This window comes from Saccharophagus degradans 2-40, assembly GCF_000013665.1.
Classification (GTDB): domain Bacteria; phylum Pseudomonadota; class Gammaproteobacteria; order Pseudomonadales; family Cellvibrionaceae; genus Saccharophagus; species Saccharophagus degradans.
The window spans coordinates 258,302-271,987 of sequence record NC_007912.1 but is presented as its reverse complement, the minus strand read 5'-3'; the positions used below and the strand labels follow the sequence as shown (position 1 = coordinate 271,987).

The window sequence follows — 13,686 nt, the reverse complement described above, 5'->3', positions numbered from 1 at the left end:
ATCGAAATTCACCAAGTCACCAAGGAAAAAGCTTTAAAAAGTAGAGAAATCTACAGGCTAGACGTGGGTTTCCATACGCTATCGGCGATAACCTCAGCTAATGTATCCTGAAACGGAACCACGGTACTCGATGATATTTTGATTAAGGCTTCACCATTTACCATTCGTATCGACATTAGCACCTTGCCATCGGCCCGATCAAAAAACCTGGCTCCAGATTTCTGATGAAAACGATCTCGTCCAAATGGCATTGGAATTCGAATAGCTTCTCGATTAGCGTGGTACACCACCATGGAGTAGTGAAATAAAAGAGATTCTAAAGAGGTGAATATCAGGGCCTCATTTTGATCATGCCAAAGAGCAATATTGATGGATCGACTCGTTAATTTAGATGAAAGATTTAAAGGAATACCGGATCTACACATATTGGTGTGGATTTCGATTAGCCGAAAGTACTCGACGTCCTTTTCTTGCAAATCATGCCGCCGGCGTCCATCTGGATACTGCTCAATCAATGTGTGACATCGCCTGCAGAGTGTCACAAGCATTTCTTCATTTCGTCCTTCCAAGACATCCAGATCATAGCTCCTATGGTGAACGTCCATTTCAATAAACCGTCCCTCCGAAGAGCAAATCCTGCAAGTGTGGCCATCTCGCTCATAGATCCAATGCTTAATTTTGCTCCATAATGAAGTATTAAGATATCGGTCATAATCAAGGTGCGTAAGATCCCTTAAGCCCTCTTTCTCAATCCGCTTCTTGAGCTTATCCAGCGTAGGTTGAACGGATTCAATGAGAGTCACGCAGGTTCTACCGCCACTTTCTTTTGGTCCGGCTGAAGCTTGCTCATTACCTTTTTCGCGCAAGACTCGATAAATTCGTCACCATATCTCGAACCAGAAATATCAGATATTTCCTTTGCGAAATCAGGTAAATTTTGCCCAGCCAATTGAGGTCTATCGATTGGGGATAATGACCACGCGAAATATACTTTCGAAATCAGCATGTCATCTTCGTCACATTCCCGTAAGAAAAATACACTTAGCGCGTCTATAGCATATTCGAAATAATGTTCCTTCCATGTGCACCAAACTCTCGAAAAATCCAACACTCCGGAACTCAAGTAAATTTTTACCCCGAATCTCCGGGTGTCGTCCGCCATATCACTTGCGTAAATTAAAATCCGGCCAATATCGTCTTTTAATAGCGCCAGAACGCCGGCAATTGAATTGTTGGGAGTACCACTGATGCGCACCAAATTATTCTCTCTTTTGGCCAGCAATCGATTTATATGATGAGTGAAATGCGGTCCAAGCATGGAAGCATAGAACTTGAGATTACTAACACACATAGATGCAACCGTTCCAAACATAAAATCATCATTAGTCACTTCTTCAGTCGTCCTGCGTTTATTTAACTCTGCAATGGCTTCTTTAGTTTTCAATACCATCGCGGTCAAGAGGAGTGGGTCGTGGCTTTCCACTTGTCCTTTTCCAGCAAAATAGGTGACGTAATCAAACGAATCGTTTTTAGGCAGGTCAGACAAATATTGTTTGAGGCTACCGTATATTCTGCCGAGAAAACGATTATCACCTTTGATGACGTCATTCAGCTTCGACTCCAGATACTTCAGCGTATCTTCTCTGTCATTCTTAGCGCGACGCAGAGAGAAAGCGGAAGGCATGCGGTGAACCCAGGAAGTTGGTGTATACCGTAGAATGACAAAGTAACTTAGGAAAGCGGTACCAATAAAGATCAGTATCTTCTTGATCAAGTGGACATTGAATGGATCGATGGAGGTTAGTCCCAACGCGATCAACGCGGAAACAACCATGGCCGCATACCGATACTCGCGATACATAGAATCTTCATATTCGCGAATTTCTTTTCGTTTTTTACCTAAGTCTTCAATCTCATGCTCATAAACATCAATCCTGTTGAGCTTATTGATATCTTCCTCGAAAAATATTGGTGTGTGCACCTGCAGACGGAAATCTGAAAGTGACAGCGCAGTGTTTAATCCCGGATACACTTCCCGGTCTACAATTTTTAAATTCGCTAATGTACATGACATTGGCGACTTTCTTCTTTCCGGGTGCGTGACTGATAAACCGAACCGACTCCAAAAGTGACTCCTTCGCTTGCAGTCTTCTATTACGCCGGGATCATTCTGGCTTAACGTGCAGTGAGTCTCGCCAATCACCCGTATTGAAGCATGCTCCTCTACAGGAAATATCACTTTATAGGCCTGAATAAGGAGATTCACTATCAGAGTGCCGTATCGCTTGTTGTGCCAATCAGTTTCCGAGCCCGCTCCTTGCAAGTCACAAATATGGATATGATCAAATCCATGGTTCGTCAGTAACGGTATCGATTGTTGGGATTGTCCGCCGGGATACACCCTAACCTCCACTCCGCTTGAATCAGAGATGGTTATCTTGGTTACACCGTCAGACCATTCTAATCCGCGTCGCAGATTGCGCCTTAACCAATCGTTCGTTACATCCATTCGCTTATTAGCCCCTTACGCTTTATAAAATCTTTGTAAATACTGAACTGTGTTTTCGATATCCAGTTTCTCTGAAACAAAGGCATGTTTTATGGTGTTAGCACTGAGATGACCATCAAACTTCACGAGAGGCTGACCTTCAATCTTCTAGCTTACTCTTAACGATACCCAGACACATTGATAATTGTTGAACTATATATTCTATTTTTCACACGCTTCAAATAGTGTCTTGGCGTATCTATAGCCTCTACGTTTAACAAATTCTTCTTTCAGCACGACGCTGTGAATCAATAGACATATAATGGACACCAAAAAAGCAACAACACCAATTGAATTAATAGCGTTATGAGAATCAGTGCCTGTGAGGAAATATAAACATATTCCGTTTGAAATTAGTGAGACTGACGCAATTACTAATCCTGCGATTCTTATAGCAACGATGTTACGGGCAAATCCATAAGCTACATTGTCGTTGTACACTTGACTGTATTTTTTTCTATCCCTTGTGTACTCACGCATAAAATTACCCGCGCTCCTAATTTTTTCGTATAGCTCTTCGCTGTCACTTTGATCATCTATAGATTCCGGTAAACCCAGTCCACTGCATTTACTATTGAGCCATTTAAAATATCGCTGTTTTGTGTATCTATCCAATTCCTTGTTACCTGGTAACAGAAGTAAAGTCGAAGGCGCTCCGCCCCAGCTCTTGAAATATTTATCTTGCAAATCATTGCCTAGATTTGACACATAAATAGATAAAAACGACATAACCCCAAAGCTAATAAGTAAAGTCATTGCCCCACCCAGGACTGTTTTTGCCTGTGGGTACCACGCCAAAATAGTTAGCACCAAAGGGAAAATAACAACGAATACAGGCATAAACCGGGCATGTATTGCGTAGTGTTCGAAGTGTTTTGATAGTTCCTTGAGCATTAACTAAACGCGCTCTATGCGCCCTCCTGTATAAACAAGCATAACCACGGGTAAATCATAATTTTTTGCTAATTTTTCGTATGTGACTCTGTCCTTGAGGCTTGGCGGTGAAGGTGTGGTATGACTATGCCAAGTACCCAGCAGGGTGATTTGTCCATTCGTGGCGGAGTGAATATTTTCAAATATTTCTTCAAGACCAGTGGTAGCAATATCGAGTCGAGCTGGTGTACGAATGGTTCCATCTGGCGCAGGCACAACCAGAGTAACATAAATGGTTTTTGATAGATGGCAGACCATGCCCGCTAGCACACCGCCTTGTTCAACAGAAGAACCTTTCGACTCTCGTTCTATTTGGTCTCTTATATTTCCTAGAACTCGGATTTCCCAACAAAAATGTGTATCTCTGGAGATGACGTGGGTAGCAGGTAATACGTGGCTCGTCCATTCGAGGTTATAATCCTTGTCTAAGTGACCGATGTTGAGCAGACCTTCACCTGGACCCGTGTTCTCACCAATATGCTGGTTTACTTTCCCTGCTAAGGCCGCAGATAGAATGGAAAGCCCAATATCATCCATAATCGTTGTCGCCGAGCTGCAACCGTCACCAAAACTTTCTCTTGTAATTGCTCCGCCATACATAGCTTTTTGAACGAGGTCGTCTTTAACACAAAGCGTATTGGTATATGCCATCAAGTCATCAACTCGAACGGACCTTTCTTTCCCTTCGATAGCCAACACTCCCATTGTTGCCTTTCCGTAAAGGATGCTATGCATCAAACACGCAGAGAGCTTCGCGTGATGAGCAAGAAAGTAGCGGACTGGCAAAGACGCGCTTGTATCGAGAATATAACGAAACTTTTTGTCAGCAATAGCAGGTTTGCTTTTCCCGAGTTCCAGAACATCAACCTTTAGTGGTTCAACTCTTACACCAAGTGCCTGAATGTCTCTGGCTACTAAGGTTACTTTCGGGCAGCCGATACTATCAAAGCCATCTACCACTGCACCGTAGCGGGCATTATTGTGACTAGAAAAAATATCGTCATCGATTAATGAAAATTCATACCTGCCGCTCTTGGCTAAATGCAAAGCCATTTTTGAACCCAGACTGCCACAACCGATAAAGGATATAGGTATAGCCTCAGCATCCTGCTCTACTCCAGATACAGCTCGAAGCATAGCGGGGCAGGTAGATTTAATCATCAGTGGCGCATAAACAGGTGTATCACCGGCCAGTCGTTCTGAGTTCCCAGTAAAACAGACTCGGTATGGCAGAAGCTCCCACGGGTTGCCTGCACCGATCACGCTGAACGGTCGTTTTACAGCTATCACAACCAAAAATTCTTCAACTCGAGCCTTATTCCGAGCTGCGCATGCCTTCGGCGAAGAGGTAGCCATAACGTGCTTTAAGCGAGCATCAAAAGCATCGATCAACTGCAGCTTTTTTAGTAGCCCCTTTAGGTCCGCAAGCGTCTTAACAGACTCCGCCCAATATTCTCCAACAATCCCATCTACTTGCAACAGCAGCGCAAGACCGTGTCGGATTCCATTTAAGATACCAACGTCCTTTGCCTTGAAGACGCTATTTGGACTGCCGAGTGTTGGCGTCTCGATACGCCCCAATACCAAATCGTTGGTCTCTCCGAATACAGTGTATCTGTACCGGCAATACCGGACTGGGGCATAATTATTGAGCTCCTCGCGAATTGCATAAGTATCTGCACTGATTAGCCCGGAAGCATTGTCGCGACGTACAGGCTCCCATCCCTGCACAGGACAAAGCAACTCTCCAGAGGCCGCGTTGTTAAGCCAATGCGTCATAGCACCAAAAACCGCCTCGATACCACTGCTATGCAAAAGGTCTGTCAAATCTACCTCGGCAATACAAGGGGATATATCTTCACCCTCGACGACAGGGTTGATGTGCGGTAGTGTTAAAGGGAAGTCCTCCCTTAATTTGGGCTGAGGAGCACGCAAGGGGTATTCCCAGGGGAATACCCACGATACAGCCTCTATCGAGCGTATCCCTGACTCCGTTTCTCCTTCGGATTCAAATCGAATGGGTAAGTCCACCCTCCAGTTTGTTGCGACCACTACTCCATCGTCCGAAGAGGTTACAGTTTGTATTCCAGCGACAGAGCGGGTTTCGTCCAACCAACGGATGACATCGTGAATATCTGGTGTAATCTCGCGTTCAGGTTTTTCTTCAGCCATGTCCAATTGCTTGCCCCGAATGACCAATAAGTGTGGTGGTAGCCGCGGTTCGTTTTTTAGCCGATGAAGTAGAACCGGAAGCTGCTGTTTTGCTGACCTTTTGTGGTCCTTCATTCGTTAAGCGGTATTCGAGAACTGAAGGAGCCTTCTCACCGTTCTTAACGTTGTCGGCCAAACATAAAAACGTACCTTTCGCCGAACTAACAATACTCTCGTATTCTTTCTTAGCTCCGTAATTGGGTGGGTCATTTTTGTTGTCTTTAATCGGGTCGCTGCTGGAGAGAATAACTGCTCCATTTCTAGCCTGACTTAACGCTTTCTTAGCGGTTTCTGAAACCTTTGGGTTATCACATTTTGAATAGCTATCGTGTGACAGCGTGTGCCAGGAACAATGATGGGGCGCTAACAAAAGGTCATATGAAAGCTTTTTGGGGTCAGCCTTAAATTTCCTCCAAATGATCTCCCAAGCCTCTACACTCGCATCACCGGCAAGCAATATGAAATTGGTTGGATCGGAATAGCCGTGACTAGCAATCCCCCACCGCAAGATGACGCTGGATCGATTTTTATCCAGGGCTTCGCTATCTTCAAACTCATCGTCGGAGAGCGGCCCATAAATATTAACGGTTAGCTCTTTTATTGTAACTTCGTTAACTTTGCCAATGATGTCTCCAGGCTTGTATACAATGTCCAGGATATCGTCTGTTTTTCCGTCGATATCCTCTCCGATCAGACGAATTCGGTCGCCTTCAGGGCCAATCGACTTTGACTCGCGATAGAGTTCTACTCGGCGTTTTGCTTCCGTCCTAAAGGCCTTTGCGTCTTCGCACAAACTATGATTTTTTCGTTTTCTTCGGAAGATCAATGGTGAGGACCAGATCTCCCGCACAAATATGCGGTCTTTCTCCCCTGACTTTGCCGGAGCGTAGTCGCCCGGTGAGCCTTGGTAGAAATACTTTTCATAGCCACCGATATGGTCCTTGTCTGGATGGGTTAAAACGAGGGCATCCAGGTAAGGGCGCCCTTCGCTGTCTTTTTCGAGCAGATTGTGCAGCTCATCCAACACATTGCATTGGTCGTCCTTCTCTGTGCATGACTGCCGGATATACATGTCTATCAGGACATAGAAGTAACAATCGTTCGAGGCGATTTTGAGCAACGTCATGTCTCCATTGCCCACCGGGAAGTGATAAATTGATGATTTTTTAGGCATTTCTTTACTCCAATTGGTCCTAAATGGTCTTAGCCGTCAGCCCAAAAAGGTGAAAAATGGGCCGCATACCCTTAGGCTCCACTATTAGGAAAATTTGGACACAACAAAGAACAAATTTTTGCTCACTCACCGCCTGTTCCAGTTGGCTAACCCCGCCACGGGCTGAATTCCCTTTGTTCCAACCAGCAATATGGCACCGAAATCTACCGTCTCGTCGCTGAGGCATGGTGGTCATAACAAACCAAAATGTGCAAAAATGTCCAAAAAACTTAAAATCCGGAGCCTAATAGGCACAAAGGACGTCCACATTGGAGCCAGATGAACCTGAAAAGCACTACAGCATTGGCGAAGCAGAAGAGCTTCTCGCGGATATTAACGACGATGCGTACCGCAAAATGATCCTGTCGATTGAACAATTAAATCCTCATCGGGCGGGTTTCACAGCGGAGGACCTCTTTGAGTTGGCTCTTGAGAAAGTGCTCTCTGGTGATCGCAAGTGGCCCAAATCGGTTAAGAGTCATACATTCATTCGCAATGTAGTTCGCAGCCTAATCTGGAGCATGGTGAAAAGTAAGAAAGATGCACTTTCTCAAGCGACGGCACTTGAGAATATCGATGATATTTCGGATTTGGACTTAACAGCTGACCTAAGAAATGATGAAACCGCTATATCCAAAGCTGTTCACACGCTAATGGACGCGTTCAAAGGCGATCAAAGTATTACATGCATCATGTTGAACAAACTTAAAGGGTTTAAGGCGACTAAAATTAAAGGAATATGCAACTTAACGGAAAATTCCTACCAAGCAGCGATAAAGAAGTTAAAACGTAATGCTCGTAAGATGTTTCCAGCAGGTATTGATTACTGGAGGGATGACCAGTGAGCTTTGAACTTCTAGATTTTGTTAATAGGTTAATTATAGAGGAGACACAAGATCTTCCTGCTAGTCAATTAGTGGCGGAGACTGATCCGAAGTATTTGCCAACAGACGAGCGTGTTAATCGTTTTCGTTCTATTACTCAAAGCGTCATTTCAGCACAAAGAAAGGCACGCCTGACCGAATATCGCTCCATGTATGAAGAATATAAAAAACAAGATTCCTTATATCATCGCGCTTTAGCTTCTCTACCAGAGTCGGTGGAGCAAGTTTTTCAACAGATAGTGGCCATTGTAACATCTGGTGGAGATACCGTACCAAAAGGTTGGACCATGGCTCATCGTGAAGAAGTTTCAGGCAAAGACAACGATGAAGAGATGAAAAAAATCTGGGTTCGGATGTATATGCTTGGGTTAATTGAAGATGAGCGTGCGTCATAATGGCCTGGGTAAAGTCACCAACTTCGGTTTTAAGAGATATAGGCATCTCCCAACCACACGAGATTGATTTAGATTTCATTGCTTATACATTGAACGCGGAAGTCATATACGAACCACTTCAAGGTTATGAAGCAAATATATTTGGATCAAAAGATAAAGCTGTAATAACTGTTAACAGCGGTACACAAGTATCTCGCCAGCGTTTTTCTCTCGCACATGAAATTGGGCATTGGACAAATGATCGTGGCAAAAATTTAAGTATTGAGTGCAGTACAGGTGATATTAACCAAAAACAAAATGGTAAAGGGCTTACCGCTCATCAAGCGCGAGAAGCACGAGCAAACGTTTTTGCTAGTCATCTCATGATGCCTGAATTTATGATGGTCGATATTGCTAACATGCCAGTAAACATGGACACAGTGCGATTAATCGCAAGCACATACAATACCTCACTAGTAAGCTCTGCTGGCCGCCTTATTGAGCTTACAAAAAAACCTGCAATGGTCGCGCTCTGGAGCCATAACGGGAATAGACGCTGGTTTGATCGTAGCACCTCTCTATCTGACTCCGTTTGGCCACTACAGTCTATCCCTCATCCTCACCAAGCTTTTATTGAGTCTAACAATACTATTGTTAGTGATTCAAAGTGGATAGATCCTAGATCTGCCAAAGGCGAACCCTTGACCGAGAGTGTATTTGACAACGGATTTGATGTAATTTCTTTGCTTAGCTGGCCTTAAATAAATATTTTCAACTATCAAGAAATACAATCACATTCTCAATTTGGTTAGTCGTCACAAACACGCCCCCAATTAAGAGACCTACCATTGTGCATATACGCACCACGAACTGACGACACCAGCCACCCATTGGCCATAAACGCACAATTCAGCTACTGGGATATCCGTCGGCTCTTGGCCGTTGGCTGGAAACGATGTAGGTATCACTGAGCCTAGTCATCAAGTGGTTTAACTTTGCCGATTTATCGTCACTCATAGTTACTGTAATACAACTTTAGTAAACCTATTCGAACATCTTTGTAGTTGGTAAATCACTAGCGATCGCTTTGTCTACGTGTGTGGAGCGAAAAATATCTTTTTCTACCACTTGGTCAGCGGTGCCAATTCCTATGTCGTGATAGGGAGAGAAGACCTTCATACCAAACGATTCAATGTGAAATTTGGCTTCATTAATCATCCAAAGCTCTGCGAGCGTGAAAAAAGGTCCCGCTAAATACACATGACTGGATCTAGGCTTTCTATGTATAAAACTCAGTTCTTTTTCAAATATTTCTATGCCATCTGCAGTACTCATTGTTTTATGAGACACATAATACGCCGCAGCGACACTTGCTTTTTGTGCCGCAACAACAGCAGATAGGCCCTTCTCGACCCAATAGTAAGCAAAGGCAGCAACAAATGAATCTCCAGATCCAATTGGGAATACTGATCGAGTTTGATATGGCAAAACCCACTCCTGAAAATCTGAAGAGTAAACAAATGCCCCTTGGTCTCCACATTTAACTACGACGACTTCAGCGTTTTCAAATTCATAGAGCCACTTTGCCATCACTTCGATTGATTCTGCATCTCCGACCTTATTTTCATAGAATAACTTTAATTCATTTTTATTCGTGACATAGGCAAGTCTTTTAGCGCTACAACCCATTTCGGAAAACAAAAGTGGCTTATAAGTATTTTGAGGATCGTATATCGCTGTTCCACAGCTCACCACAGGATTTGCTTCGATCATTCCGAAGACGACACCCACATCTACGGTTCCTGAAACAGGGGAGAATACTGGGAGATTTCCAGTTTGCTTAGGTTTTGAAACTTTAGGTTCGGAAAGTGGGTGAAAATATTCGAATCTAGTTGTGCAATCAGAATGCTCGATATTGAGACTGCAATTTTTATTGAATGCAAATAATTCTTTTAGATCCGACTCATCTGACTGAGCAATTTTCGCGTGTAAGCTGACAGTTACCGCTTTGTCGAGCTGTGATAAACAGAGGGCTGCACGCCCAGCGGATCCCTGAATTGTATCGTGAGCAGGCCACGCGCAATTTTCTTTATAAACACCACCGACAACTGTAAATTTCATCGTACTTTATTCGCCGGCAGAACAAAGATGCGCACAGCGGCGCCAGAAATACCTCTTACGATCGCAGAAAAAGAGTAGCCCGCGGCCAAACAACTTCTGATTTTTGGGCCGTTCTCAACCAAGCCGCCGACGACGCTATTACCGTTTCGTACTTGCACCACCTGAATTCCATCTAACTCATCTAGAATAACGCTAAGTGTCATGCCGACAGTCAACCGACCAACCTCCCGAGGGTCTGGACTATGAATGTGTGTCTCAAATGAGAATTCAGCGCAGTCCACCACGCCACCAGACCCGCCTGAACCAAATCCACCACCTGAACCACTACCCGTCATATGCTCACCCTATCCGTTATGCAATACATCTTATAAATAAATATTTCGTTTTCGAACATAGATACATCCCATCTACATGCAAGGAAGTTTAAAGGATAACTAACTTGATGTAGGGCTTCGAAATCGACCTCAATACAAAAACTGACGTGCATATCAACGACATAAGACATAACCCGCCACCACAAAGAATGTAACGCCAAAAAGTCAGCAGCAATTTCGGCATGCGTGATCGTGGACGGTTTTGGCCTGGGATCTACACCACAAACCTACCATTCGATCCGTATTTGATGGCACCTATTGAGTTGCAACTATGGATGCTCAATAACCCAACTAGGAGAAACACCATGGCAAGACATCGAGTCGGAGATACCTATCTATCAGACGCAGAATACACTCAACATCAGATTGAAACCTGGCTGGCAATTGTGTTTGTGGCGGGAGCGGCTCTCGCCGGAATTGCCGTTCACTGGGCATGTCCGGGTGATTGCCCAAAAGGGATCCGCTTTATCTTGATCATAGGGGCGGCGTATGGAGGCGGCACTCTCGCAGCATGGCTTAACGCGGAGATACTCTGGCTATGCCAAACCGCCCTTACTTTCTTTATAGGTTACAAACTACTGCAATTTTTATGGAGTGTAATCTAGCTTAGGACGCTTCCTGGACGATGCGGATAGCAATATGCGGGTCTTGCTCCAGTGCTTTGCAGTATTGCACAAGCTCGTAGACATCTATTCGTCTCTCCATGCTCTCCACTTTCTGAACAAAGGAATGCGGCTCACCGATCCGCTCACCCAAATCGCGCATACTCCAGCCCCTTGACTCTCTCGATTCCCTGAGCCAATCAACCAGTTTTCGGTAAGCCTTTGATGAAATAGATTTCTGCATGCGTACCTATTATTGGTACAATGCCCAACGTACCCAAAACAGGTACATACTCACTCAGGTACGGCAATAGACGCCTATAAATAAATAAATAGAATCTTGGAGGAGAATCTAGTGATTTTTGAAGCAGATCGACATCGTGGAAGCTGTGATCATTGCAAGACAGAAGTCCCAATAGATGCTGTCGTCTGTACCGGCTGCGGCGCTAGGTGGGGAAGCTCTACGGGTAGAACCAGGCAGCAAGTCTATGATGAAGGAAAGGCCACCTTGAGGACTGGGTTTATCGTGGGGGCCGCTTTATTAATTTTCTTTCTGTGGACTGTCTACTTCGAGTCTCCTTGGGCGATCTTGTCTATGGTGCTGGGATTTCTTGGCGGGCCTGTTTGCTTGGGGTTAATGTGGGGCGGATTCCGCTCTATGAGAAAAGCCAAAACCAATCTCTCAATACAATGGTGGCGAGCCGGATAAGGGAAACCATCATCCGAGGGCCTTTCGGTTCGCGCAAACTAGCGGCGCCCTCTTCAAAAGAACTCGGTAGCTTGAGTGCTAATCCGACAAAACAGCCTATTATTTCAAATTGGGCTGTTTATAAGTTTAAATGGCTCAGCAAGGTAAATATTATGAGCCGTTTAAGGCGGCAAAACGGCTCACCTCATCCCCATGAGATACTGCTGGCAACGTCGAGATTAGTCTCTCAACCCCGTGCTAGAGAGCTGGACCGGCATTGACAATCCTTCATTGACCATGCGAATGGAGCTACTCTCCGGTCTAGTCAACAGGAGCCACTATAATGAGTCGCCAACCGGTAAGAGATAAAATATTACGCCGAATACTGGAGTTCGAACCTGGCCAACCCATCGCATATCGAAAGCTGAAGGGGTATGGGTCCGGTTCCGCTACTCAGAAATGGCTCAAGCACTTTTGCCAGGCAGGCACCATAACGCGGGCGATGACCGGCTTTTACGTTCGCCCAAAATCGATAGCATCCTTGCCTAGCATCACAGTGACTTGTGAGCCAGCGGCGTTGGCTGAAGCTTGGGCTAAAGAGAAAGGTTACATCCTGACAACTACAGACGTCGAAGAACTTTATCGACTACGGTTCCAAACACAAATGCCCATGCATACTCGGTTGTGGACAAATGGCCCCAACAAAACCTTCAGGATCGGCAATGCCGCCTTGTCCACTAGAAACGTTCCTTCATCAAAACTCCTGTGGCACGACATTCCACTTGGCCGCCTTTTTCGTGCGTTACAAGCCCTCAACCCAAATACGACCAATCCGGAGAAGTTGGTGCGTGCATTCAAGCTGCTTGGTCACTCTGAAAGTGAGACCCGTATTGGCCTCTCCACACTGCTCAAAGAGCCGTCCCTCGCCAAGTGGGCGCCAGCGCTTCATGAGGCCAAAGATTCGATTTAATAGCTTTGCTAAAGCCACCCGCAAAATACCGATGCGCCTCGCAGATCATGGCAGGATTCAGGTTAAAGCGTCAAAAGCACCATAAAATAATTTATACGCCTAAAGAGAAATTGCTACGACAATAAGAGCGAGGGAGTATGGCAAATAACGATTTTTTTAAGAAGAAGTTAGAGCTTCTGAAGAAAGACAAGCAAGGGGTATTAGGTGATCTGGCATCTCCGTTAGAGGAGCACATCCAAGGTAAGGACGGCACGACTCCAATAGAGATACAGTGGAACTTGATTGACCAAATTTTGTACCGAGACTATACTATCTAGGCACTGGGTATGAGCTCCCCCCGTGGTTAATCATGTAATGGAGTCTGCGGAGCGCCCGAAGTGGCCAGCGATAAGAGCAAATAGCTTCATGACTTGAGAGCAGCAAGTCACCTCACATCTACACAGTTTAGCTACCCCTCAGAGACTCCTCTTTCAGAGCCTCTATAAAGCTCCATGCCTGTGAATCACTTCGAAATCTTTTAACTCAACCGTTGTGTTGTACGACCGCACCTCGGCGATCTTCGTTTTTCAGCAGAAATTGCACGGTTAGACCAAAAGCAGCGATTCCAGCTACCTGATTTTCTCTCCATGCCTTCAAAAGTTCAGGCTTGGTCCAGGCAATCTCATTATCTAATGGGGTAGAAGCGGACATTTTTTACTGAAAATTAGAAAACGATCACAAGACAACCCAATGGATCATTACTTGCTCACCGCGGCCAATCTATGGTGC

13 protein-coding genes are annotated in these 13,686 nt (G+C 44.9%); 5 read left to right on the top strand and 8 right to left on the bottom strand.

Features of this window, described 5'->3' with window-relative positions; all coding sequences use genetic code 11:
• Positions 1-50: 50 nt before the first annotated feature.
• The 5 genes from SDE_RS01120 to SDE_RS01100 form a co-directional block, all read right to left on the bottom strand.
• Positions 51-803 carry an HNH endonuclease gene (locus SDE_RS01120; RefSeq protein WP_011466699.1) on the bottom strand — a complete coding sequence of 251 codons (753 nt, stop codon included), beginning with the start codon at positions 801-803 and terminating at the stop codon, positions 51-53.
• Positions 800-2,509 carry a hypothetical protein gene (locus SDE_RS01115; protein ID WP_011466698.1) on the bottom strand — a complete coding sequence of 570 codons (1,710 nt, stop codon included), beginning with the start codon at positions 2,507-2,509 and terminating at the stop codon, positions 800-802. Before SDE_RS01115 ends, SDE_RS01120 begins: the two co-directional genes overlap by 4 nt.
• Before the next feature lie 201 nt (positions 2,510-2,710).
• Positions 2,711-3,442 (bottom strand): hypothetical protein, encoded by a 732-nt coding sequence (locus SDE_RS01110; protein WP_011466697.1) that lies wholly within the window; start codon positions 3,440-3,442, stop codon positions 2,711-2,713.
• Positions 3,443-3,445: 3 nt separating this feature from the next.
• Positions 3,446-5,653, bottom strand: coding sequence for a Mov34/MPN/PAD-1 family protein (locus tag SDE_RS01105; protein WP_011466696.1), 2,208 nt, complete (start codon positions 5,651-5,653; stop codon positions 3,446-3,448).
• Positions 5,646-6,866, bottom strand: a complete 1,221-nt coding sequence (locus SDE_RS01100) for a hypothetical protein (RefSeq protein WP_011466695.1) — start codon at positions 6,864-6,866, stop codon at positions 5,646-5,648. Before SDE_RS01100 ends, SDE_RS01105 begins: the two co-directional genes overlap by 8 nt.
• A gap of 308 nt (positions 6,867-7,174) precedes the next feature.
• Between SDE_RS01100 and SDE_RS01090 the strand changes: the two genes are divergently transcribed.
• The 3 genes from SDE_RS01090 to SDE_RS01080 are packed head-to-tail and all read left to right on the top strand — an operon-like array spanning position 7,175 to position 8,924.
• Entirely contained in the window at positions 7,175-7,750 is a 576-nt protein-coding gene (locus SDE_RS01090) for a sigma-70 family RNA polymerase sigma factor (protein ID WP_011466694.1), read from the top strand.
• On the top strand, positions 7,747-8,184 hold the full coding sequence (locus SDE_RS01085; protein ID WP_011466693.1) for a hypothetical protein: 438 nt from the start codon (positions 7,747-7,749) through the stop codon (positions 8,182-8,184). Before SDE_RS01090 ends, SDE_RS01085 begins: the two co-directional genes overlap by 4 nt.
• On the top strand, positions 8,184-8,924 hold the full coding sequence (locus SDE_RS01080; protein ID WP_011466692.1) for an ImmA/IrrE family metallo-endopeptidase: 741 nt from the start codon (positions 8,184-8,186) through the stop codon (positions 8,922-8,924). Before SDE_RS01085 ends, SDE_RS01080 begins: the two co-directional genes overlap by 1 nt.
• Positions 8,925-9,207: 283 nt before the next feature.
• On the opposite strand, the gene SDE_RS01075 is transcribed toward SDE_RS01080, so the two are convergent.
• The 3 genes from SDE_RS01075 to SDE_RS21735 all read right to left on the bottom strand — a co-directional run bounded on the left by SDE_RS01075 (position 9,208) and on the right by SDE_RS21735 (position 11,504).
• Positions 9,208-10,284: a PfkB family carbohydrate kinase gene (locus tag SDE_RS01075; protein ID WP_011466691.1), complete on the bottom strand. Its 1,077-nt coding sequence runs from the start codon at positions 10,282-10,284 to the stop codon at positions 9,208-9,210.
• Positions 10,281-10,487 carry a hypothetical protein gene (locus SDE_RS22265; RefSeq protein ID WP_143710820.1) on the bottom strand — a complete coding sequence of 69 codons (207 nt, stop codon included), beginning with the start codon at positions 10,485-10,487 and terminating at the stop codon, positions 10,281-10,283. Before SDE_RS22265 ends, SDE_RS01075 begins: the two co-directional genes overlap by 4 nt.
• Positions 10,488-11,264: 777 nt before the next feature.
• Positions 11,265-11,504, bottom strand: coding sequence for a helix-turn-helix domain-containing protein (locus SDE_RS21735; protein WP_041323986.1), 240 nt, complete (start codon positions 11,502-11,504; stop codon positions 11,265-11,267).
• Between the two features lie 787 nt (positions 11,505-12,291).
• Here SDE_RS21735 and SDE_RS01050 point away from each other — a divergent pair.
• Together SDE_RS01050 and SDE_RS01045 are read left to right on the top strand one after the other, a co-directional pair.
• Positions 12,292-12,918, top strand: coding sequence for a DUF6088 family protein (locus tag SDE_RS01050; RefSeq protein WP_011466690.1), 627 nt, complete (start codon positions 12,292-12,294; stop codon positions 12,916-12,918).
• Positions 12,919-13,055: 137 nt separating this feature from the next.
• Entirely contained in the window at positions 13,056-13,235 is a 180-nt protein-coding gene (locus tag SDE_RS01045; protein WP_041323983.1) for a hypothetical protein, read from the top strand.
• The last annotated feature ends 451 nt before the right edge of the window (positions 13,236-13,686 follow it).

Coding starts and splice junctions, on each gene's coding strand:
- SDE_RS01115 (WP_011466698.1), bottom strand. CDS start 2,509: ATGGATGTAACGAACGATTGGTTAAGGCGCAATCTGCGACGCGGATTA.
- SDE_RS01110 (WP_011466697.1), bottom strand. CDS start 3,442: ATGCTCAAGGAACTATCAAAACACTTCGAACACTACGCAATACATGCC.
- SDE_RS01105 (WP_011466696.1), bottom strand. CDS start 5,653: ATGGCTGAAGAAAAACCTGAACGCGAGATTACACCAGATATTCACGAT.
- SDE_RS01100 (WP_011466695.1), bottom strand. CDS start 6,866: ATGCCTAAAAAATCATCAATTTATCACTTCCCGGTGGGCAATGGAGAC.
- SDE_RS01080 (WP_011466692.1), top strand. CDS start 8,184: ATGGCCTGGGTAAAGTCACCAACTTCGGTTTTAAGAGATATAGGCATC.
- SDE_RS01075 (WP_011466691.1), bottom strand. CDS start 10,284: ATGAAATTTACAGTTGTCGGTGGTGTTTATAAAGAAAATTGCGCGTGG.
- SDE_RS22265 (WP_143710820.1), bottom strand. CDS start 10,487: ATGACACTTAGCGTTATTCTAGATGAGTTAGATGGAATTCAGGTGGTG.
- SDE_RS21735 (WP_041323986.1), bottom strand. CDS start 11,504: ATGCAGAAATCTATTTCATCAAAGGCTTACCGAAAACTGGTTGATTGG.
- SDE_RS01050 (WP_011466690.1), top strand. CDS start 12,292: ATGAGTCGCCAACCGGTAAGAGATAAAATATTACGCCGAATACTGGAG.
- SDE_RS01045 (WP_041323983.1), top strand. CDS start 13,056: ATGGCAAATAACGATTTTTTTAAGAAGAAGTTAGAGCTTCTGAAGAAA.